This is a genomic window from Candidatus Schekmanbacteria bacterium, assembly GCA_016219965.1.
Classification (GTDB): Bacteria; Schekmanbacteria; GWA2-38-11; order GWA2-38-11; family J061; genus JACRJM01.
In genome coordinates this window covers 249,441-275,986 of the sequence record JACRJM010000007.1, presented here as the reverse complement: position 1 = coordinate 275,986, position 26,546 = coordinate 249,441, and the positions used below count along the sequence as shown (strand labels likewise).

Below are 26,546 nucleotides of genomic sequence, written 5' to 3'. Positions count from 1 at the left end.
TTGCTCGACAAAAAATTAAGGAGGATTATTTATGGATTATGATTGTACAGAACTTGTGAAGTCAATGTTGGGGAAAAGGGGGATTAAGCTTGAAGATATAAAAGGCATTGACCCGGATCTTCTCGAAAAGACCGTTCCTCAGCCAGAAGGCGGGAATTATACGAGCTATACATATCTGAAGAAGAGTGAAAAATTCAGGAAAATATGTCTTGGCAAAGGGGGGAATGACATCGAAGGCTACGGTTACGCCGGCACTATCTTCTCTGATGAAAAATATGATCTCCCGATCTTTGCCTACGACATAAGAGAGATGAGGGGAAGGATATTGATAGTCCTGGATATTAAACCCGTACTTCAAACTCCTGAGTATAAGAAAAAATACATAGAACCTTTAAAGCCGCTATTCGATTCTTATAATGATATGACGGCAACTCCCCTTAAATCAACATGGACTGCCGAATTCCGTTCAGGTTACGGCATACATTGTATTACCGAGATGAAAAATGAAGGGCGTGTAAAGGAGGTTTTTCTGAAACATCTGGACCTCTATCTTGATTTTGCTGAAAAGGCTGAACCGGTATCAGTTGAAACCAGGGATGCCATTAAGAAATTCATGGAACACTACACCGAGGTTTACAAAGAAAAGGATCCGGGTGCAGTTCATACTGTTAAACTTTTTGGTAAAGACTGGGCTGAAAGGCACCTGAGCATATTGTTTTAATTTTTCTAAAATGGTATTTTAGAATCATTAAGGCCGGAAGCAGGGGAGGAAAGAATGCATATATATAATCTTGAGCGATGGCAGCACAATCATGATTTCATGATTATTTATGAAAAGGGTGAGAGCAGGACAATGCAGGTGCTTGTTCTTACCTTGCTAACAATGATTGTTGAAGTCATAGCCGGTAATATTTTCGGCTCCATGGCATTGCTTGCCGACGGTTGGCATATGGGCACCCATGTTGCGGCATTCGCAATTTCCATTTTTGCCTACAGGTATGCCAGACGGCATTCATCCGATCCTGAATTCAGCTTTGGGACAGGAAAAGTGAGCGTCCTCGGGGGATTTGCAAGCGCCATTGCATTATCTGTTGTAGCTCTTGTTATGGCATTTGAATCTATAGGACGTCTCATAAGCCCTGCAGAAATACGATTTAATGAAGCCATCATAGTTGCTATCTCAGGTTTGGTGATTAATCTTGTAAGCGCATTTCTCCTGCAGGATCACCATGATCATGACCACGACCATTCGCATGGCGCTCATGATCACGACGATGGCGACGACCATGACGATCATGACCACGAGCACGAGCATGAGGAGCACGAGCATGATGCTCACGATGATCATGGCACTCATAAAGGCCAACATCAGGACCATAATATAAGGGCCGCTTATATGCATGTTCTTGCCGATGCCTTCACCTCAGTGCTTGCCATAATCGCACTTTTTTCCGGCAAGTACCTTGGCTGGAACTGGCTTGATCCAATAATGGGATTAGTCGGAGCTACAGTGATAACGAAGTGGGCTTACGGTCTGGTAAAGGACACAAGCACAATCCTCCTTGACCAGTGCATAGGAAGCAAGACGCGGGAAAAAATAAAAAAAGTGATAGAAGCTGATTCAGATAACCGCATCGTGGACATTCATATATGGAAAGTCGGTCCTGCTCATTATGCCACTATAATATCTCTTGTTACACACTACGAGAAACCGCCTGAGTATTATAAAAGCCTGCTTTCCGGCTTCGAAGACATTACTCATGTTACAATCGAGGTCATTCCCGCCGGTGATGAACCATGCATTGTTTTAAATCAATAACAAAAACCTTACAAATTAAAACCCCCCCAGCTTTTGCTAGGGGGTTTTTTTGTGGCTATCCTGATATAGCTCGGAGAATTCTATTTATTTTTTCAGCTGTGTTACGGAGATTATTGTTACCGGCTCAACGGGAACATTCTGATAGGGTCCCATGTTTGTTGTTTTTACCTCTGCGATCTTGTCAACCACATCAAGCCCCTTTATGACTTTTCCAAAAACTGCATAGCCGAAACCCTGGGAAGATTCATCTTTGTGATTAAGAAAATCGTTGTTTACAAGGTTTATGAAAAACTGAGCTGTGGCGCTATTTACTTCCGAAGTTCTTGCCATAGCTAAAGTTCCCCGTTCATTGGTAAGTCCGTTGCCGGCCTCATTCTTTATTGGTTCTTTGGTTTCCTTCTTTAACATTTTTGCAGTGAAACCGCCCCCCTGTACCATAAAATTGGGTATGACCCTGTGGAATATAAGACCGCTGTAATAGTTTGAGTTAACATAGGAAAGGAAATTTTTTACACTTTCAGGGGCCTTATCAGCATAAAGTTCAATTTCAATGTCCCCCATGGTTGTCTTCATTGTTACTATAGGATTTCCTGATGCTTTTTTTTCGCTGTCAGCCGCACATAGCAGAACAGGAACAAATATTATAAGAAATAAAGCGACGGTAAAGTAAACTGATATACTGCTGCTGTTGCTCAAAGTCATGTCATTCATCTCCTTTTAATTTACTTGTTAAGTTTTTATAAACTGAGATTTTTATACTATTATTTCTGTAATATTAAGGCAAGAACCTATTGAAGGAGCTCTTTGAGACGTTCCATGCTTTTTACGGCGTTATCGCTGGTGTGTGCTTCAACTGTAAGGATGATATCTTCCCTGCCTTTGATAAGTTCAAAGAGCCTCTGGAAGTTCACTGTGCCGCTGCCAATGGCATTGTGTTCGTCATTTATTCCGGAGTTATCGTGAAGGTGTATTTCTCCTATGTAGCCGATTATTTGTTCAATCCATTCATCCATTGCAATCTTTGCAAAAAGATTAAAATGCCCGGTGTCAAAGCATATTTTAAACTTGCGGTTTCCCAATGACTTGCAAAGCGTTATTAGCGGGTCAGGATATTCCTCAAATACATTTTCAAGGCAGACAATAGTTCTTCCTCCCGGGATGAAATTCAAAACTTCCTGCCATGTGGAAATACTGTTTTCAAGCCACTTATCTTCAGCTCCTCCAAATCTCCACTTGTCAAAACCCGGGTGCACTACTATTGATGCAGGATTAAAGAATGAAGCAGCGGCCATGAGCTGTTTCATCCGTTCAAGGCTTATCTCTCTTATTTTTTTATCTATGCCTCCCGGGCTTAAGTCCATGAAAGGGGAATGGATGGTTGTTTCTATCCCTGCATCTGAAAGTTTCCGTGCTGTTGTTTCGTATATGTGCGGTGGGGTAGAATCTAAAATTTCAGCGTTAAAATAGATTTCAAGATTTAAGCGCCTTTCGATTATGATGTGTAAAAATCTTTCTATGAACTGGAAAGGGACATGATAAAAAGTTCTAAAACCCAATGCTCGTTCCTCCTTTTAGCATTGGTATCTTTATTTTTTCTCCGGCAGTGAGTTTCCGGTTTTTATCGAAACCATTTATTAAAGCTATTTCTTCATCTTTAGTTTTGTCCCTGAAATAGCTTTCAGCCAGGGACTGGACTGTATCTCCGCTTTTTACTGTGTAAATCCTTATTGTTCTGCTTCCAAAAAGGGAAGCCTCCTTTTCCGATAATTCCCTCAGACTGTTAAATATATTATTAAAATAAATGCTTCCCTGTCTGTATTCACTATCAAGGGCTGAGGTTAGAATGGCAAATCCTTTTCCCTGCCGGACAAAGAACATCACATCCAAGGTGACTTTCCCCTTGCTTGTATTTGCCGAATATAGAGCGCGAAATGTATTGATTGAGCCGGTCGTCAGACTTTTTCCATATATTCTTTTCAGTTTCTTGTTGTTCTCCCATTTCTGAGCAAGCTGTTCTGCTGTTATATTGCTTCTCAGGTTTATTCTCTGAAGAGTTGCATACATTTCACGTTCGGGATGTTTGAACGCAAAAACATAACGACTTGCAAATTTCTTCCATCCTTCAGGTATGGAGACAGAAAATCTGTAAAAACCATTATTATAGGTATTGCCGTCAAAAACCCCGTTTTTTTCTCCCGGACCATAGACAAGCCCGTCAGCCTGGGTAAGATAGAAATCACGGTTATCAATGAATTGTTTTCCCGGGTTCTGCTTTAGAATCAGCTCTGCTTCAGCTTTTGCCTTTTCTACCCTTTCTACAGTTTCTGGATGAGTTGACATAAGTCCGTGCAGTACATTCTCCCCTTTTTCATTCATCTCAAGGTGCTGCAGGAATGAAGCGGATGCTGTGGGGTTATAACCGGCATTTGAGCTGTATTTAATTCCCAGATCATCAGCCTGAAGCTCATAGCTTCTCCCGTAACCATTTTCTATACCCATGAATATAGTGTCCATAATCTGCGACCATTGCTGAATCTGGGGATATATCATAGATGCTACGGAAGCCACTGTCTGATAGCTCATTGAGCTGCTTATTTGGCGTGCGCTGTGCCTTGCTGTTACATGTCCAATTTCATGTCCCATCACTGAAGCCAACTCAGCCTCGCTGTTTATCTGGGATAAGATACCTCTTGTTACATAAACATAGCCGCCGGGCAGCGCAAAGGCATTGATCTCTGGAGAGTCAACGACAGTGAAATGATATGCGATATCTTTCCTGTCGCATACGGATACTAATTTTTCTCCTACGCGGTTTATATAGTCCTGAATCTTTTTATCATCATAATATCCGTATTTTTCTGTTATCTCAGGATCTGCTTCCCTGCCATAAGCAACTTCCTGTTCGGTGCTGATAAGCATGAATTCATACTGCTTTGTGACAGGGTTGATTGCGCATTGAAGGGAAACCAGCGATGCTATTACTGCCAATAGAAGTAACGGTTTTTTTGCTACTGTTTTTCTCAATTTATTGTCTCCCATGATCATTTGAAGGAATTCCCTGAGAACTGACAAAGGTGAAGGCAGAAATATTATTTATCAGATTGCTCTTTGTTCTCCGGAATTTTTTCGCAGTCATTTGAATAAATCTTTATGGTATTTTTCCCGGAGCTTTTTGCAAAATATAATGCCTTATCAGCCTTTTTTATCAGTTCCGGTCTTGTTTCCCCATCCTCCGGGAATCCCGAGACCCCTATGCTTAGTGTCAAATGAAAGCTATGGAGGTTTTTTAATTCAAGTTTATACCGGCTGATTTCCTTCTTTATTCTGTTTGCAATAGGCAAGCAGCTATCTTTTTTTGTTTCCGGCATAATTATAGTGAACTCATCGCCTCCATATCTAGCTATCTGGTCGCAATCCCGGGTTGACTTAATAAGGATATTTGCAACATGCTTAAGTATCCTGTCACCGGCCTGATGACCTTCTATATCATTTATTTCTTTGAAATTATCAAGATCAACCATCATGAGTGCTATTTCCTTATTATAACGGGTAGCCCTTGATATTTCAGTTTCCAGAAGCTGATTGAAAAAACGATAATTGTAAACTTCGGTAAGGCCATCTTTACGTGAAAGGTTCTTGTAGTATTCCGCTTCTACTGCTTTTTTATGTAGAATACGCTTTTCTATCGCTTTATTAATTATGATCTTTGTAAGCTCAGGATTTAAGGGTTTAACGAGAAAATCGTATACGCCTTCCTTCATGGCATCTATTGCAGAATTAACGTTTGATGCAGACGTAGTTATAATCAGATCACATCCGGGATTTGCATTCTTTATACATGTGAGTGCTTCCATATCATTTGAACAGGGAAGGTCAGCAGAAAAAATGATAAGGTCGTATATATTGATCCTCATAAACTTGAGGGCAGACTCTAAATCAATTGCAGGCTCTATTATAAACTTATCTTTATCCAGAACACGACTGATGTAATCGCGCCATTTTTCATCGTTTTCAAGCAATAGAATATTTGATGGCTGCATATACATTTATATTATGTCCCAAATATAGGGTGAATTCCCTCTGTTCATAATTTTTAAAGCTAACATATGGTTTTTATTCAATCAATTATTAACGCTATATTAATGCTGTTATTTTCTAACAGGAACGAACCATACATCAGTAGGGCTTATTCTCGGTAATTTCGCAAATTGCGGCTTTACTTGCATGCCTATTTGAATTTCCTCTGCCTTTACGCCGGTAAGTCTTGAAAGAAATAATGTATCTAATCCCTCAAACTCAACGAGGACGAGATTAAAAGGTGTCTCGTCAAGGAAACTTTCACCTCCATAATAACAAGTTGTATATGTATGAACTTTTCCTTTGGCTGGAAGTTCTATCCAGTCACAAGAGGTCCCGCAATACATGCAGTATGCTTTTGGTGTAGCGTATGAGTAACCGCACTCAGGACATTTCGTCCCAAGAAGTTTTTTGTTTGCAAGTCCTGCAAAAAATGGGGAATCCTGTCCATAGCTATAGATGTAATCAATATGGTACGGGGATTTGATTATTATCGGAGACATACCCTTGAGCTTGGAAAGCTCATCAGGGAAAGGTATTCCATAAATTATGGTTTCGTCTTTCTTCACAGGTTATTCCTCCCGTTCCATAATTGATACGGTTACATAAGTGCCTGTACCGGCATGGCTGTGTATAAGTCCCCTGCGCGGTGATTTGAGCTGAAGTTGAGTTGAACCAAAGTGTTTGCCTATTGTGCCCTGAAGCTGCCATAAAGCGAAGACTGCCTGCATAAGTCCGGTTGCACCTACAGGATGACCGCATGCGAGGAGGCCTCCTGAAGGATTTACCGGAAGTTTTCCATGTTCTTTAAGTTTGAAGCCATAATTTATCCCGGGCATAAATGGGATGCCTTTTTCAACAAACTTTCCGCCCTCACCATACTTACAAAGCCCCAGGTCTTCATAGGTCTGTATCTCGCTTGACGTATAAGCATCATGAAGCTCAACGAAATCAATCTCATCAATCGGATTTTTTATCCCCGCATTTCTGTATGCTTCTGCTGCCGCTGCCCTTCCTGCCCTGAATGAGTGGACTCCCGGATATTTCAATTTCTTGTAGTCAGAAGCAGATTCATGGGGGAGAAGCATTACTTTCCCATGCGGCCTGTCTGACATACGCATTGCATCAGTTCCTCTCCCTATACCTTTTATAAGAATCGGAGATAATTTTTTTCCTGATGCTTTTTCAATTTTTTTTAATCCTTTTTCTGATGCTATGAGTACTGCGGCAGCTCCGTCAGACATTGCGCATATATCAAGCCGCGTCAGAGGATAGGCTACCATTTCTGAATCCCTGACATCTTTGACAGTTATTTCCGCAGGCTGTTGTGCATATGGGTTAAAACAGGCATTCCTGTGATTTTTTACTGATACCATAGCCATTTGATCTGTTGTAGTTCCGAATTCATGCATATGCCGCATTACCATCATGGCATAGTAGCCTGAATAAAACCCTCCAACGGGATAATCAAAATTAGTGTCCGATGCAAGCGCGATGAATTCATTCCCTTTCCATGTCTTGACATGGGACATTGTTTCAAAACCGAATGCAAGGCATACATCCATGTATCCGCTTGCTACAGCTTTATAAGCTTCCTGAAAGCATATACCTCCTGTCGCCCCTCCTCCTTCGACCCTGTGCCCTGGCTTGGGACAAAGCCCCAAAAAATCCTGTACCATTATTCCGGCCATCAGTTGTCTCTGGAAATGATCTGAAAAATAGGAAGCAACGCTCCCATCTATCAGCTCATATGCCTGCTTGAATTCAAGATTAAGATCCTTCAGAATGTAATCAAAACACTCTTTAACCATTGCCTGAAAAGTGATATCAGTGCGGGATTTCCGGAATTTACTTACACCTCCTGATATGGCATAAACATTTTTCATGGCAGCATCATAACCTCCGGAATATTTTTGTCTATTTGAAATAATTATTATAAAGACTATGTTTTAATTAATAGATAGTTTACTCATATAATAAAAGAAGTGTAAATTGAAAAAAAATAAAGTATATGTTTAATGTTTCGAAATGGGCGCTACTCTTAACCTTCTATAATTGGCTTGACAAATGAAAGATTTTTTTAAAAAGTTACTTGAAAAATGGAAGATAGTGGCAGGCAAGATTGCTGCGGTGCAGACTGTCATTATATTGTTTGTTATCTATTTTACTATTTTTTTGATATCTGCTCTTATAAGTTTCATTATGGGTAAAGATCTTCTTTCAAGGAAGAAATCAAAAAACCCCTCTTTTTGGAAAGATGGAGCCCATTTTACGACTACAATGGATGAAGCAAGGAGACAATTCTAATATCCTATGTATATTCTTGGCATATCCTGTTTTTATCATGATTCAGCAGCATGCCTTCTAAAAGATGGCGAGCTTATTGCTGCGGCACAGGAAGAACGTTTTACAAGGAAAAGACATGATCCTGATTTTCCTGAAAATGCAGTAAAATACTGCCTGGAGAAGGGCGGGATAACGATTTCCGACCTTGATCACGTAGGTTTTTATGACAAGCCATTCATTAAATTTGAGAGAATACTTCTTACATACATAGCAACTTTCCCCAAATCATTTCCCTCTTTCAGCAAGGCACTTCCGGTATGGTTAAAGGAAAAGCTCTGGACTAAACGTGTGATACAGGAAAAAACAGGCTTCGAAGGAGACATCCTTTTTATACAGCATCATCAGTCCCATGCAGCAAGCTCTTTTCTGGTTTCTCCTTTCGAAGAGGCGGCAATTCTCACAGTCGATGGAGTGGGAGAATGGGCAACAGCAACTTACGGTGTTGGCAGGGGAAACAAGATTGAAATTAAAAAAGAAATAAATTTCCCTCATTCGCTTGGACTTCTATACAGCGCTTTCACCTATTACCTTGGTTTTAAGGTAAACAGTGCGGAATATAAAGTCATGGGACTCGCACCATACGGGAATCCTACGTATTACGACCTTATACTCAAAGAGCTTGTGGATCTAAGAGATGATGGAAGCTTTATGATGAATATGAAGTATTTTGCTTACGATTACGGGCTTACCATGACAAACGGGAAATTTGATAAACTCTTTGGCGGTCCTCCGCGTGAATCTGAAAGCAAGCTTGAGCAGAAACATAAGGATATTGCTGCGAGCGTACAGAAGGTCACTGAAGAAATAGTTCTTCGTATGGCAAGACACTTATACAAGGAAACAGGACTAAGCAATTTATGCATGGCTGGCGGTGTTGCTCTAAACTGTGTAGCCAATGGAAGGATTCTTAGGGAAACGCCGTTTAAGAATATATTTGTTCAGCCTGCAGCAGGTGATGCTGGCGGAGCAGTTGGAGTAGCATCTTATATTTATCATTCATTGCTTGGGAATCCTAGAAAATATGTCATGAAGCATGCCTACTATGGGCCTGAGTTTAGCAATGATGAAATCCGAAATTATCTTGATTCAAGAAATGTCAAATATCATGAGCTTAAGACTGAAGATCTCATCCAGAAAACTGCAAGGCTTATTACAGAGCAGAATGTAATTGGATGGTTTCAGGGAAGGATGGAGTTTGGCCCCAGGTCATTAGGCAACAGGAGTATTATTGCTGATGCTACAAATGCAGCGAACAGGGATGTAGTGAATCTCAAGATAAAATTCAGAGAAAGCTTCAGGCCATTTGCCCCATCTGTGCTTGAAGAGAAAAGTGCAGAATATTTTGAACTTGATTGTCCGAGCCCTTATATGCTGCTGGTTGCACAGGTAAGGGAAAACAAGAGGATGATACCTGCTGTCACACATGTGGATAATTCAGCAAGGATTCAGACAGTTAACAGGGAAGAAAATAAAATCTTTTATGATCTTATTTCTGAATATGAAAAAATTTCTGGAGTTCCAGTTATAATAAATACTTCTTTCAATGTTCGGGGAGAACCTATTGTGTGCACTCCTCATGATGCGTATATGTGTTTTATGAGAACCAACATGGATTATCTTGTCATGGGGGATTTCCTTCTTGATAAAAAAGAGATGAAAGTCCTTGAAGGGGATGTTGACTGGAAAAAAATATTTGCACCAGATTGATTTATTTATTATTTGTACCGATTATTATTATGTGGTATGAATTTTTAATGTGAGGTGATGAAAATGGATTTTGTAAAAAAAGCCAAATCTAACGTATCGATAGTATCTGAGTTCTGGTATTTTATGAAAGAGCGTAAGAAATGGTGGCTTGGACCAATAGTCTTTGTTCTAATACTGCTTGGTCTTCTTATAGTTTTTACAGAAGGCTCTGCTGTAGCTCCGTTTATATACGCTTTGTTTTAAGTTAGAGGGATTTTAAGTTTAAAGGGGTACTAATGCATAATAGTTATGCGTTGTACCCCTTAATTTTTTTCTTGCCACTTTTTTAAAAATTTCTTTATTTTCCTTCATATCTGCTGACTGATTGTTTAACATATAGATATTTAGATATTAATTTTATGTTTTTTTAAGAAGCAGTGTATAGGCAATTCCTTGACTTGCCTCAATGATTTGAATAACTGATGAGTATAAGGATTAACAACAAGGATTGCAGGTATTGCAAATGAGGTTCGGAAGATCGATATGAAGCTTAGCAATAAAGGATTATTTTCATGGCTATGCATTGGAGTGATATCTGCTCTTGTTTTGCTTTCGCTGGGAATTTTTAAGTTTTCTACATCACCTGCATTTGAAAAATATTTTGCTGCATTGAATATGCTGTTGATATCAGGAATTACATTCGTTTGCATTATGACGTTGTTCTTACTCGCAGGTATTTTTCTGGATACCAATATCCCCTTTGCATCAGCCTTCAGGAAAATTTATATAAAGCTTTTATTTCCTATGCTAATGATGTGCGGAAAACTGTTCAAGGTTTCCAAGGAGCGTCTTGAGCAGGTTCTGATTGAAATAAATAATAAACTTGTTCTATCAAAAAAAATCAAAGTTGCTCCCCATGAGCTCCTCATACTTTTACCTCACTGTCTCCAGAGGTCTGAATGTGACAAAAAACTTACTTATCGTCTTGATAACTGCATAAGGTGCGGAGGGTGCGTGATAAACGAACTTTTATCGCTTGGAATCTGTGACGAGGTCAGGTTTGCCATGGCGAGGGGAGGGACTGAAGCAAGGAATGTGATTAACAGCCTTCACCCGAGGGCGGTTGTTGCAGTCGCATGCGAAAGGGATTTGATTTCAGGAATAATTGACAGCTACCCTCTTTCGGTTTACGGTATTGTAAATGAGCGGCCTTTTGGTTATTGCAAGGATACATGCATCAATGTACAGAATATAAAAGAAGGGATTGATTTGTTCTTAAATTAAAGAGTGAGCAGGAAATGTCTTTAATAGAAATATTGAAATACCCGGAGCCAAAACTCAGGAAGCCATCGGTGGAGATAAAAGATATAACCGATGAAGTTTTAAAGCTTCTCGATGATATGGCTGAAACCATGTATGATGCCCCGGGTATAGGACTTGCGGCTCCCCAGATAGGGAAAAATATCAGGGTTGCGGTAATCGATATAGGCAAAAGGGATGAAGAGGAGGGTGAGCTTATCAAGCTTATAAATCCTTCTATTAAAATGATAGATGGTGAGGAAATTATTGAAGAAGGTTGCTTAAGCGTTCCGGGGATAACTGAGGCGGTAAAACGTCCTGACAGGATACTTGTAACAGCCACTTCACCTGAAGGGAAAAAGATAGAGTTTGAAACATCAGGACTGCTGAGCCGCGTAATCCAGCATGAGTTCGATCATCTTGAAGGAATATTGTTCATAGACCGGGTGAGCAAAATAAAGAAAGAACTCATCAAGATGAAACTGAGAAAAGGCCTTCAGGATAAATGAAGATAATCTTCATGGGGAGCACAGAAGGCTCCCTTTTCTGTCTTAAAGAACTTTGCAAGAAAGGATTTGATATAGCGGCAGTTGTAACACAGACTGATAAGCCTGCCGGACGTGGAATGAAAGTATCAGCCCCTCCGGTAAAAGCTTATGCAGTAGAAAATAATATACCGGTTTTCCAGCCTGAAACGTTAAAAGACGATGCACTTATAAGTCAGCTTGCCGCACTTTCCCCTGACCTGATAGTTGTTGTAGCTTATGGTAAAATACTTCCTGAAAGCGTTCTTAAGCTTCCACCTAAAGGATGCATAAATCTTCATGCCTCTCTTCTTCCTAAGTACAGGGGGGCTGCTCCTGTAAACTGGGCGATAATAAATGGTGAAAAGGAGACAGGCATTACAACGCAGCTGATGGTAAAAAAGCTTGATGCTGGCGATATATTAATGCAGGAAAAAGAGGTGATACTTGAAAATGATACTACAGGTTCACTTCTTGAAAAGCTTATAATAAAAGGTGCAATACTTCTTGCTGATACTGTGAAGCTCTGGGATGAAGGAAAAATAAATCCGGTCCCGCAGGATGAGAGCCTTGTTACATTCGCACCTATCATGAAAAAAGAAGACGGAAAAATTGACTGGAATAAAAATGCAACTGATATTGTGAATCTTGTGCGCGGTACAAATCCCTGGCCCGGAGCTTATGCTGAGTTTGGATCAGAGAATGGAGAGAAACTCAAAATCTGGATGGCAGCATCTGCTCAAATAGATATTGCCGGCGAGCCGGGGAAAATATTAATAGAAAAAGAAAGACTATTCGTAAAGGCATCGTCCGGCGCGGTTGAACTCATTGAAGTCCAGCCTGAGAACAAAAGAAGGATGATAGCTAGAGAGTATCTGAGAGGTTATAAACTACCTGCAAGATTTAATTCCTGATAAAACTTATTGTAACTTTATCGCCTGTCTTTATTTTAAGTTTTTTTGAAGCATTCCCTTCTCTTACGAAAATCTCAAGATTCCCGTGACTTGCCCAGATGGCTGAGATGGCATTCTTTTTTCCTTTAGAATAGGAAGGGACTGTATCAGAAACTTCATGATCGCCGCATTTTATTTTAATTTTTTTTCTGCCGGTTCTTGTGCACATCCGGTCAAAGAAATCTTCAGATATGTTCGATATGAGGTTTCCGAACTTGTCTATGTATATTATTGCGCCGTTTATTGTGCCTTTCTGAAAGGATGAGGGATAAAAATTAAAAACCTTGAAGCGATCTATTGGGTCGCCAAATTCTTCAGGGGTCTCTCCTTTAGCAAGCCTTGCCGCAATGGGTGCCATTATGTCTCTGCCATGGAATGTTCTGCTTGCAGGTTGTTCTGAAAGAATTTTTTTCTCGTTAAGGCGGTAAATTGAAAATTCTTCTTCGGTGAAATAGATGTAGGTCAACACTCCGTTGTCAGGTGCAACGAAAGTATATTTTCTGCTTTTGACAATCACTATCCCTCTCTCAGAGCCCACACCCGGATCAACCACAACAAGATGCACAGTACCTTCAGGAAAATAATTATAAGAATTCTTGAGAATGAAAGCTGCTTCCATGATATTGAATGGCGAAACTTCGTGGGTGATATCTACAATTTTCGCTTCAGGGTAGATTGAAAGTATTACCCCCTTCATTGTCCCGACAAAGTAATCGCGGGTGCCAAAGTCAGTGAGAAGAGAAATTACCGGGCTCTTAAGCTTATGTTTAAACTTTTCCATGATTTATGTTATAAACTATTTTACATACCATGAGGTAAAAAATGAAGCTTAAAACTTCAAAGAAAAAACCGCTTGTCATCACAATGGGGGATCCGGCAGGGATAGGGCCTGAGATAATATTGAAGGCTGCTAAGATAGAGGCTTTGCCTGCCTTTGTTGCGGGAAGTGCTGATGTGCTCCGATTTTACAATAAGAAAATCAGGACTGGCGCAGATATTTGCAGTATCAATGAAGATGAAATTGCAAAGATTAAACCATGCAAAGGAAGCATCTACGTGCTGGACGTTGAATCTCCGCTTTCAGGCAAACTTATCCCGGGCATTGTGAAGAAGGAATACGGCGAGGCAGTTTACCGCTATATTAAAAAAGCAGTGGAACTTTGCATGAATGGAAAAGCAGGGGCAATTGTAACTGCGCCCATAAATAAAGAGTCATTAAACCTTGCCGGCCATCATTATCCGGGGCATACGGAGCTTTTGATGGAGCTTACAGGGAGCAAAAGCGTTGTCATGATGCTTGCAGGAGGAAAATTAAAAGTAGCCCTTGCGACAACTCATGTGAGACTGAAAGATGTGCCTTCAAAGATTAAGAAAGAAAAGCTTGTTGAAACTTTCAGAATAATTTCTGATGATTTAAAAGGCTACGAAGGACGTAAACCAAGGATAGCAGTCTGCTCTTTAAACCCCCACGGCGGAGAAGGGGGAATATTCGGTGATGAAGAGGGAAAAGAAATCAAGCCTGCCGTAGATGAGGCGGTTAAATCAGGTCAAAAAGTTTTCGGGCCTTACAGCGCTGACACACTTTTTGCCCGCACAGTTGGAGGTGAGTTTGATGTGGTTGTGGCAATGTATCATGATCAGGGGATGGGGCCTCTTAAACTTCACTGTTTTGGGAAAGGGGTAAACATCTCGCTCGGTCTTCCAATCATCAGGACATCCGTTGACCATGGCACTGCCTTTGATATTGCAGGCAAGGGGAAGGCAGATCCGGGAAGTCTGCTTTTTGCAATCAAACTTGCTCGAAAGTGGGCAAGGAACAACAGGTAAAAAAAAGCTTTTCTGCTTGCATTTTTTCATCTGCTGTGAAAGCATAATTCACCTCTTATTAACTTATTATAAATGGATATATCAGAGAAAAGTTACCTTGTTCTTGCAAGGAAAAAAAGACCCCAAAAATTTGCAGATGTAGTTGGGCAGGAGCATATAACCAACACCATTAAAAATGCACTGAAGTCGGGAAGGATAGCACATGCCTTTCTCTTTTCAGGAACGCGGGGTGTTGGAAAGACCACCTGTGCCCGCATCCTTGCAAAGGCTTTAAACTGTGACAATGGCCCGGCAGAGGAGCCATGCAATGTCTGCCCTAACTGTGTGTCCATTTCTGCAGGGAATGCTCTTGATGTTATAGAGATTGACGGAGCCTCTAACAGAAGGATAGGGGAAATAAGGGAGCTTCGTGAGAAAGTCGGGTTCTCCCCCACTTCATCGCGCTTCAAGGTTTACATTATAGACGAAGTCCACATGCTTACGACCGAAGCTTTCAATGCGCTTCTTAAAACGCTTGAAGAGCCGCCGCCACATGTGAAATTCATCCTTGCCACAACAGAGCCGCACAAACTGCCTGCCACCATACTTTCAAGGTGCCAGCGCTATGATTTCAGGACACTCTCCGATGATGCCATAATAGCTTTTCTTTCAAAGATTGCAGGAGAAGAGAAGATCAGTATCGACGAAGAAGGATTAAAGCTCCTTTCCCGTGTTGCTGCCGGAAGTGTACGTGATGCACTCTCAGTTTTTGAAAGCATAATCTCCTTCTCGGAAGATAAAAAGATAACGGCTGCAGGAGTCCAGGAGATTTTAGGGATAGTTGATACGAAATTTATCAGTGATGTGGTTGAAGCAATCATTGAGGGGAATGCGACAGGGATAGTGAAACTTTCCTCTGAACTTATTTTAAGGGGATATGATGTTAATTTTTTCTGCGAATCCCTGCTTCAGTATTTAAGGGATCTCATGGTCATATCTGCAGAGAAGGGTAAAACTACATCCGATCTGCCGGGATATGAGAGAAAGCTGGAGCTCTCAGCAAAAAGAAATTTTGATGAATGGCTTATGTTATTTAACCTTTTCTTTGACTGCTGTAAGAGCGTAAAGCGCGCAGACAATCCCTCGCTGATCCTTGAAGTTTCTCTTCTAAAGTGCATGAGAGCAAAGTTTCTTATTCCTCTGGATGATATAATTGATAAAATTAATAAGTTTAGCGGAAGTACGGGTGGAGGAGAATTTCGTTCTTCAGCAATAACAACTGGTGCATCAATTGGCACATCAGAGCACTCCGCACTTTCTAAAAAAACTTCAGATTATCCAAGCCCGGAGCAGAAGGATTTTTCAGCGAAAGAAGTGAAAGAAAAGACAGCTGCGTCTGCCTATACATCTAAAGGGATAAAATCTGGCGGTGAAAACTTTGAAGGCCGCTGGAATGAATTTTTAAAAGTTCTGGATGAAAAATCCATTCTTCTAAAAAGCATATTTGCAAATGGCTGCAGGAAAACTATAGATGGAAAAGTACTGCAAGTTTTTCTTGGCGATGAATTCACTTTAAGCATGGTACGGATGGGTGACAACCTGAATATCCTTAAGGAATCTGTGACAGAATCTTTCGGGAAAGATATTGAGCTAAAAGTAGAGCTTGAAAAAGATGATGAAAATGGTAGTTATAAAAAAGAAACGATTACAAGCGACGAGAGGGAAGCTCTCCTTAAGCGTGCTATGAAAGACGAGGTTGTCAGCGAGATTCTTGAACTCCTTCCGGCAAGAATAACAGACGTAAGTTTAGCTAACAAATAATTATACGGGGGCATTATAATATGAAGAATTTTAACCAGATTGTAAAACAGGCACAGAAGATGCAGGCTCAGATGGCCAAGGTCCAGGAAGAGCTTGTGCATAAGACTGTGGAGGCGACTGCCGGAGGCGGGATGGTGACTGTCCAGGCTAATGGAAGACAGGAGATACTTAGTATAAAAATTGAGCCTGATGTTATAAAATCTGAAGAACAGGAAATGTTGCAGGATCTTGTCACAGCAGCCGTAAATGAAGCCCTGCGCAAATCAAAGGAGCTCATGGAGGAGGAGATGAAAAAGATTACCGGAGGACTGGGCTTTAACATGCCTGGATTCTGATTAAGTGTCCATGAAATATGGTTCTCCATCTCTTGAAAAGCTTGTTTCAGCCCTTATGAGACTTCCGGGTATTGGAAGGAAAAGCGCCAACCGTCTGGTATTTCATATACTGAAGATGAGCGATGAGGAAGCAGAAAGACTTTCTGAGAGTATAAAGGCAGTAAAGAAGAACATAAAATTTTGCAGGGAATGTTTTAATATAACTGAAGAGGAAGTATGTGTTATATGCAGTTGCGGAGAGAGGAAGTCAAAGGAGATCTGCGTGGTTGAAAATTATCTTGACCTTGTGGCAATAGAGCAGACAGGGGAATTTAAGGGACTTTATCATGTCCTTGGCGGGGCAATATCTCCTCTTGACGGAGTAGGCCCTGCGGACCTAAAGATAAAGGAGTTAGTTGAGCGGATAAAAAAGCTCTGCCCGGAGGAGATTGTTGTGGCTACTAATTTTAATTCTGAGGGTGAAGCCACGGCGATGTATCTTGCCAAGATTTTAAAGCCTCTTAACATTAAGATTACACGAATTGCCCACGGGCTTCCGGTGGGCAGTGATTTAGAATATGCAGATGAGATAACTATATCGAGGGCTCTTGAAGGAAGAAGAGCTCTTTAAGAATTCTTTTGGAAAAATAGCGAGGAGGAGATAAATGAGCGAGTTTGTAGAGATCCGATGGCACGCGCGTGCAGGACAAGGAGCTGTTACGGCGGCGAAAGCTCTTGCCGACGCAGCAACAGCCGGCGGCAAGTATGTTCAGGCATTCCCGGAGTATGGGCCGGAAAGGATGGGGGCGCCATTAAAAGCCTATAACAGAGTTTCAGAGAATCCCATCCTGATACACTGCCAGGTGACATCACCGAGCATTGTGATAATAATTGACCAGACTCTGATTGCAACAGTGAATGTCACAGAAGGGGTTGCTGACGAAGGGATATATATAATAAATACTGAAAAAAGCCCTGAAGAGCTTAAGAAGAAACTCGGTGTGCCAAAGGCTAAGGTTTACGCAGTGGATGCGACCAAAATATCCATTGAAACCATAGGAAGATCCATACCGAACATGCCCATTCTTGGTGTTGTCGCCCGTGCAACAGATATTATAACCGTTGACAGCGTCAAGTATCAGGTGGAAAAGAGCTTCGGGAAAAAATTTGGACGCAGTGTGGTTGAGGCAAACATTAAAGCAGTTGACAGAGCATATGCGGAGGTAAAAGTGGCATGACATTAAAAAATAAAGAAGAGCTTGCTCTTGGCGGTGCTATTGAGGAAGCAGGGAATGCTGAAGGATATGAGACAGGGGGTTGGAGGACATACAGGCCTATATGGGATTTCAACAAATGTACCCATTGCCTTACATGCTGGATTAGCTGTCCTGATTCCTGCATAATAGTTGAGAATGAAAAAGTAAAAGGCGCAGATATGAGATTCTGCAAAGGATGCGGGGTCTGTGCCAATGAATGTCCAACGAAGATAAATGCAATTACGATGGTAGAGGAAGTAACATTCCATAAGTAATAAACTGTTTTTCAGATATTTCAGGAGCATAAAATGGCAAAACTTGTTTCAATGACAGGGAATCAGGCTGTAGCTGAATGTATGAGGCAGATAAACCCGGATGTAGTTGCTGCCTATCCTATAACTCCTTCAACGGAGATAATGCAGATATTCTCGGAGTTTGTGGCTGACGGTGCTGTTGATACTGAGCTCGTGACTGTTGAAAGCGAGCACAGTGCAATGAGCGCCTGTATAGGTGCGGCGGCGGCGGGAGGTAGGGTCATGACGGCGACTTCTGCATGCGGGCTCGCACTTATGTGGGAGATGCTTCCAATCGCATCGGTGATGAGGCTCCCGATAGTTATGACAGTCGTAAACCGCGCGCTTTCTGCGCCAATCAACATCCACTGCGACCACTCAGACAGTATGGGGTGCAGGGATTCGGGCTGGATACAAATCTATTCCGAGAATGCTCAGGAGGTTTACCATAATGTCATACAGGCAATAAAGATAAGCCAGAGGGAAGGCGTGTGGCTTCCTATAATGGTCTGTGTTGATGGATTTATCATCAGCCATTCCATTGAGTCCATCGAGCTTCTTGAAGATGAAAAAGTTAAGGACTTTATTGGCGAATTTAAACCGCGTCTTCCGCTCCTTGATCTGGATCACCCTGTGACATATGGGCCGCTTGATCTTCAGGATTATTACATGGAGCACAAAAAGCAGTTTGATGATGCTTTGAGGAATTCCAAAGAAACAGTCATCGAAGTGGCAAAGGAGTTTAAAAAAGAATTTGGCTACGACTATGGATTGATAGATAAATACAAGCTTGATGATGCTGAAGTGGCAATAGTCGTTCTTAATTCTGCCGCAGGGACTGGCAAGCATGTTGTAAACAAGCTTAGGGAAAAAGGGGTAAAGGCAGGGTTGCTGAGGATAAGACTTTACCGCCCGTTCCCTTATGAAGAGATAAGAGATGCGTTGAAGAATGTAAAAGCTGTGGCAGTGATGGACAGGGCAGTATCTTACGGTGCGCAGGGGCCGTTATTCCCTGAGATTACTGCAGCGCTTTATGATTCTCCTTCACGTCCTAAATTGAAAAATATTATTTATGGTCTTGGCGGAAGGGATATAAGCATCGAGGAGATTGAGGATATATTCTGCTCACTTGATGATGTAGTGAGAACAGGCAAAGTTGGAAACGTCTATCAATGGATTGGTGTCAGAGAAGATAACAAGAGATAACAAAGGGAGATAAAATATAAATGGCAAGTCTAAAAGAACTATCAAAAAAGAAAGACCTTCTTACGTCCGGGCACAGGCTTTGTTCAGGATGCGGTGTTTCCATAGCCGTAAGGCAGATACTTCTTGCCGCTGAAAATCCTGTTGTGGTTTCATCTGCGACCGGGTGCCTTGAAGTGGCAACTACGATTTTTCCCTATACTGCATGGAAACCGAGCTTCATTCACAGCGCTTTTGAAAACTCAGCGGCAACAATATCCGGTGTCGAGGCGATGTACAAATCACTTCAGAGGCAGGGGAAAATACCTGAAGGGAAGAAAATAGATTTTATAGCTTTCGGCGGTGACGGCGGGACTTACGACATAGGGCTTCAGTCTCTTTCAGGCGCACTTGAACGCGGCCACAGGTTCCTTTATGTCTGTTACAATAACGAAGCATATATGAATACAGGTATTCAGCGCTCCAGTGCTACACCTTACGGAGCGAATACAACAACAAGACCGGTAGGAAAGAAAAGCTTCGGAAAGAGCGTGGACAGAAAAGACCTCACCCAGATAGCGATTGCACACAAAATTCCATACGCAGCACAGGCATCTCCGAGCCACTGGAATGACCTTGTGACCAAGGTGAGGAAAGCTCTTAACTGCGGCGGAGCAAGCTTTATGAATGTCATAGCAAACTGCAACCGCGGATGGAGGAACGACACAGGCAAGGCTGTTGAAATGTGCAGGCTTGCAGTGCAGACCTGCTACTGGCCATTGTATGAGGTCGAAAACGGAAAGCTCAAGATCAACTTGAAGCCGAAAGAAAAAAAGCCAATAACGGAATTTATAAAAGACCAGGGAAGGTTCGCACATCTCAAACGTCCGGAAAACCAGCATGTTGTCGAAGAACTCCAGCATATGGTTGACCATGATTGGGAACATCTTCTTGCTCTGGAGAAGCTGGAAGCTTAGGTTCCAACCATAAAAAATAAGAATGGAGTTAACTATGAAAAACTCCATAAAGGCGACGCTCCTATCGGGGTTGGTTTTCCCGGGACTGGGTCAGGTTTTATTGAAGAAGTATAAGCGCGGGACTGCCTTAATTATTTTGGTTTCAATCAGCCTGCTGGTAATTGTAGTAAAGGCAGTTCAAAAAGCCCTTGTCATTCTCGATAAAATCAAGACCGCTGATGGCGGGATTGATATCAATGAAATTACGAAAGCGGCAACCGATGCAACCTCTGCTTCAGACAGCATAATGTCCAATCTCGCATTTTTGTTCCTCATTGTCTGTTGGATTTTTGCTATAGTTGATGCCTATATTGCCGGAAAGAAAAAAGATAGAGAAGAGCAATCAGCGAATAATGCCATCTAATCAGCAACCTTCAATAGGCGGTTTGTTCATTTCCTTTCTACGGTTAGGATCCACTGCATTTGGCGGGCCATCCATGGTGGATTATATCCGAAGAATGGCAGTAGAGAAGAAACAGTGGCTTGATGAAGATAGTTTCCGCAATGGCGTTGCCCTCTGTCAGGCAATCCCCGGCGCGACTGCCATGCAGACTGCGGCATACGTAGGATTAAAGACAAGAGGAGCAGCAGGTGCAGCCGCAAGTTTTATCGGCTTTGGTCTTCCCGCCTTTTTCCTGATGGTAATTCTGTCGGCGCTATATGGGTACACACATAATCTATCCACAGTTGTTTCAGCTTTTAGCGGATTGCAGGCTGTCATTGTAGCTATTGTGGCCAATGCGGCTCTGTCTTTCGGCAGAGCATATCTTAAAACATGGAAGCAGGTTATTATTGCCGGTATTGCTGCGATACTTTTCGGGCTTGGAGTAAATCCTATTGCTGTGATCCTGATAGCTGCGCTTTTGGGAATCGCGCTTATTGGAGACAGACAAATTTCTGTTACTTCTATTGAAGTAGCTGGTAAAGAGCTGAAAAAAGCACCTCATTCCATGCGTCCTTTGTTGTTTCTCATCACTGCTGCTGCCATCTGGTTTCTTCTTCTGTTCTTAGTCCATCCGGGGTTATTCGATCTTGCCGTGCTCATGTCCAGGATTGATCTCTTTGCCTTTGGCGGCGGGTTCGCCTCGGTTCCTCTCATGTATCACGAAATTGTCGGCGTGCGGAGTTGGATGGATGGAAAGACATTTCTTAACGGAATTCTTTTAGGACAGGTGACCCCGGGTCCTATTGTTATTACAGCAACCTTTGCAGGTTATTGGTTATACGGATTTGCCGGGGCTCTGGTTGCATCTATCAGTGTGTTTCTGCCCTCGTTTATGCTGGTTGTCGGGTTAGCACCCTACTTTGACAGATTACGCAGTTTAACATATTTCAATAAAGTCATCGGCGGCATCTTATGTTCCTTTGTAGGGCTACTTCTCACGGTCACTTTTAATTTTGCCGGAAACGTACACTGGGATTTATTTCACATTATACTTGCCTGTACAGCATTTTTCGCCCTCCTGATGAAGGTGGATATTCTCTGGGTAGTCATGGCAGGAACGGTCATCTCAGTACTTGCATTTAGATAGTCAACTATACATAAAAATGATACATAAAACACTTATGAAAAAAAATCATAGGACTAAGAACTTCAACCTTCTTAAGGCGGTCTTAAAGCATGAGGTTTTTCCTGCGGTAGGATGCACCGAGCCGATTGCAGTTGCCTATGCTGCGAGCATTGCCGGCAAAGTGCTCAAACGTGAGATTACGGAAATACAGATAAAGGTTGACCCGGGAATTTACAAGAACGGTTTTGCCGTAATGGTCCCGAACACAGACGGAGAGCATGGCAATCTCATTGCCGGAGTCCTCGGGGCGTTAATACGAAAGCCTGAATTGAAGATGGAAATTCTGAAATCTGTAAATCAGGATATTCTTAAGCGCGCTAAAGAGCTTATCAGGATGGAGAAAGCTCATATCATTTGCGACAGAACGCGGAAAAGATTCTATATAGAGGTTTCCATTAAAGCAGGAAAAGAAAGTTCCATGTCGGTTATTGAAGGTTCCCATACTAATCTGATTTGTCTCGAGCACAATAATAAGAAACTGCCGATGGCAGCGCATACGTCAGGCAAGGCTCATGAGGATTTAAAGCCTCTCTTAAGAAAGTTGACTATAGCTGATCTTATTGACCTGGCTCAAAATATGGACAGAGAGGATTATAAATACATCAAACAGGGCGTTGCCATGAATCTCCGTATTGCAAAGGCGGGTCAGAAGCTGAAGAAGGTCGGTCATTATGTTTCAGAGTTAGTGACTAAAGGGTATCTTGTGAATGATGTGATTTCAACCTGCGAAGTGCTGACCACTTCGGCAGCAGATGCAAGAATGGCAGGGCTTAATTATCCTGTAATGTCAAGCGGAGGCAGCGGAAACCAGGGGATTGTTGCTATCCTTGTTCCTTATGCTGTAGGCAAACGCTATGATATTGCAGATAAGACGATCGTTCAAAGCATTGCGCTTTCACATCTGGTTAACAGTTATATAAAATGTTTTACCGGAGAGTTATCTCCCCTTTGCGGCTGTGCGATTGCGGCAGGAGTCGGCGCTGCTGCTGCCATAGTTTACCAGCAGGCAGGAAAAGACATTCCAAAGATGACACTGGCAGTGAATAACCTGATAAGCGATTTGGGCGGAATGCTTTGTGACGGAGCAAAGGCAGGATGTGCCCTGAAAGTAGGAAGTTCTACCAATTCTGCGATTCGTTCAGCCTATATGGCTTTGAACAATCATGGGATTACTCATGCAGAAGGTTTTGTTGGAAACACGGCTGAGGAAACTATCTGGAATCTGAGCGCTATCAGTAAACAGGGAATGTCGCTTGTGGATAATACAATGCTTGGGATAATGATGGATAAGCTCTCCAATAAAGCTGTTTCCAGCGGGGATCGCACACGCAGGATTAAAGCTCCACCGGCATGAGCTTAGGAGATTCTTAATATGTAAGGTTTCTCATCATTTTATTATATTCGCTCGCGAACCTCATAGAGAACTATGGGGATTGCACTTACTGATCATATTCATTCATGGAAAGCGGAGCTTCAGGATTATTGCTGCTCTGCAGTTGTATGAAAATCTTGTTTTTCCTCACATTTTGGCAATAGTTTGTTAGAAATATGTCTCAGTTTTTTCAAAACTTTTCTTTTTGATGCATTTCCCAATTTACTGGAATAAAATATACACTAGTAGGTAGAAATGTTAATTTTTAAAAATAATTAATAATGAAATATGTTAGAGTAGCTTATGACTGCTGGTCATAAACACAGAACAGTTACTATTGGGCTATTACACTCACTTACCGGTAATATGTCTGTAAGCGAGCGCATGCTTCTGGATGCCGAGCTGATGGCCATAGACGAGATCAATTCCTCAGGCGGAGTACTTGACTGCAGAATAGAACCTTTAATAGCTGACGGCGCTTCAGTTCCATCTACATTTGCCCGGAAAGCAAATGAGCTGATTTCGGCAGGAGTAAGTTCCATTTTTGGCTGCTGGACATCTGCATCACGCAAGGCGGTAAAGCCGGTTGTAGAATCCAACAATCATCTCCTGTGGTATCCGGTCCAATACGAAGGTCTCGAAGAGTCTCCAAATATTGTATATACCGGCACTTGTGTTAATCAGCAGATAGAACCTGCACTGGACTGGCTTATCAGGAATATTGGACGCCGGATATTCCTTGTCGGTTCTGACTACGTATTTCCCCGCACTGCCAATAAACTTATCCGAGCCCTTACGGCTCGACGGAATAATTCAACAACCATAGTAGGTGAGGAGTATATTTCACTTGACTGCATGGATTTTACCGGTGTCATCGCTAAAATACAAAAAGCAAAGCCAGATGCAGTTTTCAATACCATAAACGGAGAAAGCAATAGTATTTTTTATGGACAGTATCATGAAGCCGGGATTACCTCTGATAAAATTCCGATTCTTGCGGTAAGTGTTGCTGAACTGGAGTTAAAGCCTGTAGTATCAATGGCTACAGGCCACCTTGCCTGCTGGAACTATTTCCAGAGCCTTGATAACAAAGAAAATAAAAAGTTTCTTACCGAATTTAGAAAACGGTACGGTGTGAATTGTATCTGCTCAGCGTCAGGTGTTTTAGCTTATAGCCAGATTTATCTTTGGAAAAATTTGGTGCAGGCAGAACGCAGTTTCGATGCATCATTAATCAGTCAACGAGTTTCTGGGTGTGAATTCGAGAGCCCGGCTGGTCTTCTAAAAATCGGTCCAAACCGGCATGTTCCGCTTCCTGCATATATCGGACGGTTAAGGAATGATGGAGAATTTGAGATTTTATGGGATAGTAACGGAACTATACAACCTCTTCCCTGGCTAGGTATTGAAGAGATTGATATTCCTGCCTCTGGAGTGGTCAAGGAGATTCTTGCCGCTTATCCGGACATGGTAGATTACAATGTAAACCTGAATCGGGAGGCTTTTGTACGAAAACAAGCCGAGATTGCTTTACAACGACTCAATGAAAATTTGGAGAAAAAAATCAAAGAGCGGACCGCCGAATTAGAAAGAGTCAATGAACAATTGATAAGCAAACTTGACGACCACAAACGGATAGAGGAAGCACTCCATGAATCGGAGGGCAAGTTTCGGAGCTTTTCAGAGCAAGCGTTTGTCGGTGTTTATCTCGCACAGGGTAAATCTATCAAATATGTAAATCCGAAGTTCGCAGATATCTTCGGTTATACTGTCGAGGAATGCCTGAACAAAATATCGTTTCTGGACCTGATATACCCGGAAGACATAGCTATGGTAGAAGAACAGGTGAGGAAGCGAATGTCTGGTAAAATCAAATTCGTTAATTACAGCTTCAGAGGGGTAAAGAAAAACAAAGAAATAATCAATCTTGAGGTTTACGGATCTACAGTAATTTATAACGGGAAGCCTGCAACTACAGGGACTATACTTGACATTACTGAGCGTAAGAAGATTGAGGAACAACTCCGTCAGGCTCAGAAAATGGAAGGGATAGGGCATCTTGCCGGGGGAGTGGCGCATGATTTCAATAATATCCTCACAGCAATAATCGGTTACGGAAGCATTCTGAAAAACAAGATACCTGTATCTGATCCTTTACATGCGCACGTTAACCATATACTTGTCTCATCTGAAAAGGCTGCCAGCCTGACCCATAGTCTTCTTGCCTTCAGCAGGAAGCAGATGATAGATCTACAGCCTGTCAATATGAATGATATAGTATTTGGACTTCAGAATATTTTAAACAGAGTCATTACTGAAAATATTGAAATCAAAGTCATCACAACCGGGACTGACTTAATAGTAAAAGCTGACAGAAACCAGATAGAGCAGGTAATTATTAATCTGGCAACAAACGCGCGTGATGCAATGCCCAACGGAGGAAGGTTAATAATAGCTACTGGTGAAGTTGAAATAGACGAGCAGTTTATTAAGGCCCATCATTACGGTGAAGCCGGCAAATATGCAGTTCTTTCGGTTACGGATACCGGTGTGGGTATGGATGAAAAAACAAGAGAGCAGATTTTTGAGCCCTTCTATACTACAAAGGAGGTTGGCAAAGGCACCGGACTTGGACTGTCCATGGTTTATGGGACAATCAAACAGCATGACGGTTTTATTAATGTTTACAGCGAAACCGGTGAGGGAACGATATTCAGAATATATCTTCCCTTGTCAGAATCAAGTTTTCACCACAGGGAAGATAAAGCACCTACTGCCATTCCTTCAGGCAATGAGACAATCCTTTTAGTTGAAGACAATGAAGCTGTCAGAAACGTTATAAGATTATTGCTTGAAGAGTTTGGGTATAAAGTTTTTGAGGCGACAGATGGAGATGAATCCATAAGAGTATTTTCTGAATACCGGGAGAAAATCAACCTTATTATCTCAGATATCATTATGCCTAAGAAAAATGGTAGGGAAATGTTCGGAGAAGTAAAAAAGATCAAACCGGGAATAAAGGCACTCTTTATGAGCGGATATTCTGCTGATGTTATCAGCCAGAATGGTGTCCTCGACAAAGACATGCATTTTATACAGAAACCCTCCAATCCATCAGATCTGCTGAAGAAGATAAGAGAAGTTTTAGATACATAAGCTCGTTGAAAAGACAAAGGGGGGAGCAAACTGCGGAGGCACGGTTCTTACAGAT

Annotated in this window: 27 protein-coding genes; 20 read left to right on the top strand and 7 right to left on the bottom strand. The window is 41.8% G+C overall.

What is annotated here, in order from left to right:
- Positions 1-31 precede the first annotated feature (31 nt).
- On the top strand, positions 32-721 hold the full coding sequence (locus HZA77_09770) for a hypothetical protein (GenBank protein ID MBI5375713.1): 690 nt from the start codon (positions 32-34) through the stop codon (positions 719-721).
- Positions 722-775: 54 nt separating this feature from the next.
- Positions 776-1,819 carry a CDF family Co(II)/Ni(II) efflux transporter DmeF gene (gene dmeF / locus HZA77_09765; GenBank protein ID MBI5375712.1) on the top strand — a complete coding sequence of 348 codons (1,044 nt, stop codon included), beginning with the start codon at positions 776-778 and terminating at the stop codon, positions 1,817-1,819.
- Between the two features lie 84 nt (positions 1,820-1,903).
- Here the strand turns inward: dmeF and HZA77_09760 are convergent, their stop codons facing one another.
- The 6 genes from HZA77_09760 to HZA77_09735 form a co-directional block, all read right to left on the bottom strand.
- Positions 1,904-2,521, bottom strand: coding sequence for a peptidylprolyl isomerase (locus HZA77_09760; GenBank protein ID MBI5375711.1), 618 nt, complete (start codon positions 2,519-2,521; stop codon positions 1,904-1,906).
- An 86-nt stretch (positions 2,522-2,607) separates the two neighbouring features.
- Complete coding sequence (locus tag HZA77_09755; GenBank protein ID MBI5375710.1) at positions 2,608-3,375, bottom strand: sugar phosphate isomerase/epimerase; 768 nt, start codon at positions 3,373-3,375, stop codon at positions 2,608-2,610.
- A complete protein-coding gene (locus tag HZA77_09750; protein MBI5375709.1) occupies positions 3,365-4,843 on the bottom strand; it encodes a M48 family metalloprotease in 1,479 nt (492 codons plus the stop codon). The genes HZA77_09755 and HZA77_09750 overlap by 11 nt, the downstream gene beginning before the upstream one ends.
- A gap of 65 nt (positions 4,844-4,908) precedes the next feature.
- The gene (locus HZA77_09745) at positions 4,909-5,865 is read right to left on the bottom strand and encodes a diguanylate cyclase (protein MBI5375708.1); all 957 of its coding nucleotides are present in this window, start codon (positions 5,863-5,865) and stop codon (positions 4,909-4,911) included.
- Between the two features lie 102 nt (positions 5,866-5,967).
- Entirely contained in the window at positions 5,968-6,399 is a 432-nt protein-coding gene (locus HZA77_09740; protein ID MBI5375707.1) for a Zn-ribbon domain-containing OB-fold protein, read from the bottom strand.
- Between the two features lie 69 nt (positions 6,400-6,468).
- Complete coding sequence (locus HZA77_09735) at positions 6,469-7,782, bottom strand: thiolase domain-containing protein (GenBank protein MBI5375706.1); 1,314 nt, start codon at positions 7,780-7,782, stop codon at positions 6,469-6,471.
- 181 nt (positions 7,783-7,963) lie between these two features.
- On the opposite strand from HZA77_09735, the gene HZA77_09730 reads away from it, so the two are divergent.
- The 6 genes from HZA77_09730 (at position 7,964) to HZA77_09705 (ending at position 12,665) form a co-directional block, all read left to right on the top strand.
- Positions 7,964-8,203: a hypothetical protein gene (locus HZA77_09730; GenBank protein MBI5375705.1), complete on the top strand. Its 240-nt coding sequence runs from the start codon at positions 7,964-7,966 to the stop codon at positions 8,201-8,203.
- Positions 8,204-8,209: 6 nt separating this feature from the next.
- Complete coding sequence (locus HZA77_09725; GenBank protein ID MBI5375704.1) at positions 8,210-9,949, top strand: carbamoyltransferase; 1,740 nt, start codon at positions 8,210-8,212, stop codon at positions 9,947-9,949.
- A gap of 63 nt (positions 9,950-10,012) precedes the next feature.
- Entirely contained in the window at positions 10,013-10,192 is a 180-nt protein-coding gene (locus HZA77_09720) for a hypothetical protein (protein MBI5375703.1), read from the top strand.
- Positions 10,193-10,471: 279 nt separating this feature from the next.
- On the top strand, positions 10,472-11,212 hold the full coding sequence (locus HZA77_09715) for a DUF116 domain-containing protein (GenBank protein MBI5375702.1): 741 nt from the start codon (positions 10,472-10,474) through the stop codon (positions 11,210-11,212).
- 14 nt (positions 11,213-11,226) lie between these two features.
- The gene (gene def, locus HZA77_09710; protein ID MBI5375701.1) at positions 11,227-11,736 is read left to right on the top strand and encodes a peptide deformylase; all 510 of its coding nucleotides are present in this window, start codon (positions 11,227-11,229) and stop codon (positions 11,734-11,736) included.
- Positions 11,733-12,665, top strand: a complete 933-nt coding sequence (locus HZA77_09705) for a methionyl-tRNA formyltransferase (protein MBI5375700.1) — start codon at positions 11,733-11,735, stop codon at positions 12,663-12,665. Before def ends, HZA77_09705 begins: the two co-directional genes overlap by 4 nt.
- Here the strand turns inward: HZA77_09705 and HZA77_09700 are convergent.
- Positions 12,655-13,485, bottom strand: coding sequence for an SAM-dependent chlorinase/fluorinase (locus HZA77_09700; protein ID MBI5375699.1), 831 nt, complete (start codon positions 13,483-13,485; stop codon positions 12,655-12,657). The two genes, HZA77_09705 and HZA77_09700, sit on opposite strands and share 11 nt — an antisense overlap.
- Before the next feature lie 41 nt (positions 13,486-13,526).
- Here HZA77_09700 and pdxA point away from each other — a divergent pair, with 41 nt between their 5' ends.
- From pdxA to HZA77_09640, 12 genes are all read left to right on the top strand, one after another.
- Complete coding sequence (pdxA, locus tag HZA77_09695; protein MBI5375698.1) at positions 13,527-14,531, top strand: 4-hydroxythreonine-4-phosphate dehydrogenase PdxA; 1,005 nt, start codon at positions 13,527-13,529, stop codon at positions 14,529-14,531.
- A gap of 72 nt (positions 14,532-14,603) precedes the next feature.
- Entirely contained in the window at positions 14,604-16,331 is a 1,728-nt protein-coding gene (dnaX, locus tag HZA77_09690; GenBank protein ID MBI5375697.1) for a DNA polymerase III subunit gamma/tau, read from the top strand.
- A 20-nt stretch (positions 16,332-16,351) separates the two neighbouring features.
- Positions 16,352-16,666, top strand: coding sequence for a YbaB/EbfC family nucleoid-associated protein (locus HZA77_09685; GenBank protein MBI5375696.1), 315 nt, complete (start codon positions 16,352-16,354; stop codon positions 16,664-16,666).
- A 10-nt stretch (positions 16,667-16,676) separates the two neighbouring features.
- On the top strand, positions 16,677-17,276 hold the full coding sequence (gene recR, locus HZA77_09680) for a recombination protein RecR (protein ID MBI5375695.1): 600 nt from the start codon (positions 16,677-16,679) through the stop codon (positions 17,274-17,276).
- A gap of 34 nt (positions 17,277-17,310) precedes the next feature.
- On the top strand, positions 17,311-17,883 hold the full coding sequence (locus tag HZA77_09675; GenBank protein ID MBI5375694.1) for a 2-oxoacid:acceptor oxidoreductase family protein: 573 nt from the start codon (positions 17,311-17,313) through the stop codon (positions 17,881-17,883).
- A complete protein-coding gene (locus HZA77_09670; protein ID MBI5375693.1) occupies positions 17,880-18,176 on the top strand; it encodes a ferredoxin in 297 nt (98 codons plus the stop codon). The genes HZA77_09675 and HZA77_09670 overlap by 4 nt, the downstream gene beginning before the upstream one ends.
- A 33-nt stretch (positions 18,177-18,209) precedes the next feature.
- Entirely contained in the window at positions 18,210-19,400 is a 1,191-nt protein-coding gene (gene porA, locus HZA77_09665) for a pyruvate ferredoxin oxidoreductase (protein MBI5375692.1), read from the top strand.
- Between the two features lie 20 nt (positions 19,401-19,420).
- Positions 19,421-20,353 carry a pyruvate ferredoxin oxidoreductase gene (locus HZA77_09660; GenBank protein MBI5375691.1) on the top strand — a complete coding sequence of 311 codons (933 nt, stop codon included), beginning with the start codon at positions 19,421-19,423 and terminating at the stop codon, positions 20,351-20,353.
- A 34-nt stretch (positions 20,354-20,387) separates the two neighbouring features.
- On the top strand, positions 20,388-20,756 hold the full coding sequence (locus HZA77_09655) for a hypothetical protein (protein MBI5375690.1): 369 nt from the start codon (positions 20,388-20,390) through the stop codon (positions 20,754-20,756).
- Positions 20,746-21,924: a chromate efflux transporter gene (gene chrA / locus HZA77_09650; GenBank protein ID MBI5375689.1), complete on the top strand. Its 1,179-nt coding sequence runs from the start codon at positions 20,746-20,748 to the stop codon at positions 21,922-21,924. Before HZA77_09655 ends, chrA begins: the two co-directional genes overlap by 11 nt.
- A gap of 34 nt (positions 21,925-21,958) precedes the next feature.
- Entirely contained in the window at positions 21,959-23,317 is a 1,359-nt protein-coding gene (locus HZA77_09645) for a serine dehydratase subunit alpha family protein (GenBank protein MBI5375688.1), read from the top strand.
- Positions 23,318-23,638: 321 nt separating this feature from the next.
- Entirely contained in the window at positions 23,639-26,491 is a 2,853-nt protein-coding gene (locus HZA77_09640) for a transporter substrate-binding protein (protein ID MBI5375687.1), read from the top strand.
- The last annotated feature ends 55 nt before the right edge of the window (positions 26,492-26,546 follow it).

Excerpts from the sequence above, each read along its gene's own strand:
- HZA77_09770 (MBI5375713.1), top strand. The coding sequence starts at position 32 with ATGGATTATGATTGTACAGAACTTGTGAAGTCAATGTTGGGGAAAAGG.
- dmeF (MBI5375712.1), top strand. The coding sequence starts at position 776 with ATGCATATATATAATCTTGAGCGATGGCAGCACAATCATGATTTCATG.
- HZA77_09760 (MBI5375711.1), bottom strand. The coding sequence starts at position 2,521 with ATGACTTTGAGCAACAGCAGCAGTATATCAGTTTACTTTACCGTCGCT.
- HZA77_09745 (MBI5375708.1), bottom strand. The coding sequence starts at position 5,865 with ATGTATATGCAGCCATCAAATATTCTATTGCTTGAAAACGATGAAAAA.
- HZA77_09740 (MBI5375707.1), bottom strand. The coding sequence starts at position 6,399 with ATGTCTCCGATAATAATCAAATCCCCGTACCATATTGATTACATCTAT.
- HZA77_09735 (MBI5375706.1), bottom strand. The coding sequence starts at position 7,782 with ATGAAAAATGTTTATGCCATATCAGGAGGTGTAAGTAAATTCCGGAAA.
- HZA77_09730 (MBI5375705.1), top strand. The coding sequence starts at position 7,964 with ATGAAAGATTTTTTTAAAAAGTTACTTGAAAAATGGAAGATAGTGGCA.
- HZA77_09725 (MBI5375704.1), top strand. The coding sequence starts at position 8,210 with ATGTATATTCTTGGCATATCCTGTTTTTATCATGATTCAGCAGCATGC.
- HZA77_09720 (MBI5375703.1), top strand. The coding sequence starts at position 10,013 with ATGGATTTTGTAAAAAAAGCCAAATCTAACGTATCGATAGTATCTGAG.
- HZA77_09715 (MBI5375702.1), top strand. The coding sequence starts at position 10,472 with ATGAAGCTTAGCAATAAAGGATTATTTTCATGGCTATGCATTGGAGTG.
- def (MBI5375701.1), top strand. The coding sequence starts at position 11,227 with ATGTCTTTAATAGAAATATTGAAATACCCGGAGCCAAAACTCAGGAAG.
- HZA77_09705 (MBI5375700.1), top strand. The coding sequence starts at position 11,733 with ATGAAGATAATCTTCATGGGGAGCACAGAAGGCTCCCTTTTCTGTCTT.
- HZA77_09700 (MBI5375699.1), bottom strand. The coding sequence starts at position 13,485 with ATGGAAAAGTTTAAACATAAGCTTAAGAGCCCGGTAATTTCTCTTCTC.
- pdxA (MBI5375698.1), top strand. The coding sequence starts at position 13,527 with ATGAAGCTTAAAACTTCAAAGAAAAAACCGCTTGTCATCACAATGGGG.
- dnaX (MBI5375697.1), top strand. The coding sequence starts at position 14,604 with ATGGATATATCAGAGAAAAGTTACCTTGTTCTTGCAAGGAAAAAAAGA.
- HZA77_09685 (MBI5375696.1), top strand. The coding sequence starts at position 16,352 with ATGAAGAATTTTAACCAGATTGTAAAACAGGCACAGAAGATGCAGGCT.
- recR (MBI5375695.1), top strand. The coding sequence starts at position 16,677 with ATGAAATATGGTTCTCCATCTCTTGAAAAGCTTGTTTCAGCCCTTATG.
- HZA77_09675 (MBI5375694.1), top strand. The coding sequence starts at position 17,311 with ATGAGCGAGTTTGTAGAGATCCGATGGCACGCGCGTGCAGGACAAGGA.
- HZA77_09670 (MBI5375693.1), top strand. The coding sequence starts at position 17,880 with ATGACATTAAAAAATAAAGAAGAGCTTGCTCTTGGCGGTGCTATTGAG.
- porA (MBI5375692.1), top strand. The coding sequence starts at position 18,210 with ATGGCAAAACTTGTTTCAATGACAGGGAATCAGGCTGTAGCTGAATGT.
- HZA77_09660 (MBI5375691.1), top strand. The coding sequence starts at position 19,421 with ATGGCAAGTCTAAAAGAACTATCAAAAAAGAAAGACCTTCTTACGTCC.
- HZA77_09655 (MBI5375690.1), top strand. The coding sequence starts at position 20,388 with ATGAAAAACTCCATAAAGGCGACGCTCCTATCGGGGTTGGTTTTCCCG.
- chrA (MBI5375689.1), top strand. The coding sequence starts at position 20,746 with ATGCCATCTAATCAGCAACCTTCAATAGGCGGTTTGTTCATTTCCTTT.
- HZA77_09645 (MBI5375688.1), top strand. The coding sequence starts at position 21,959 with ATGAAAAAAAATCATAGGACTAAGAACTTCAACCTTCTTAAGGCGGTC.
- HZA77_09640 (MBI5375687.1), top strand. The coding sequence starts at position 23,639 with ATGACTGCTGGTCATAAACACAGAACAGTTACTATTGGGCTATTACAC.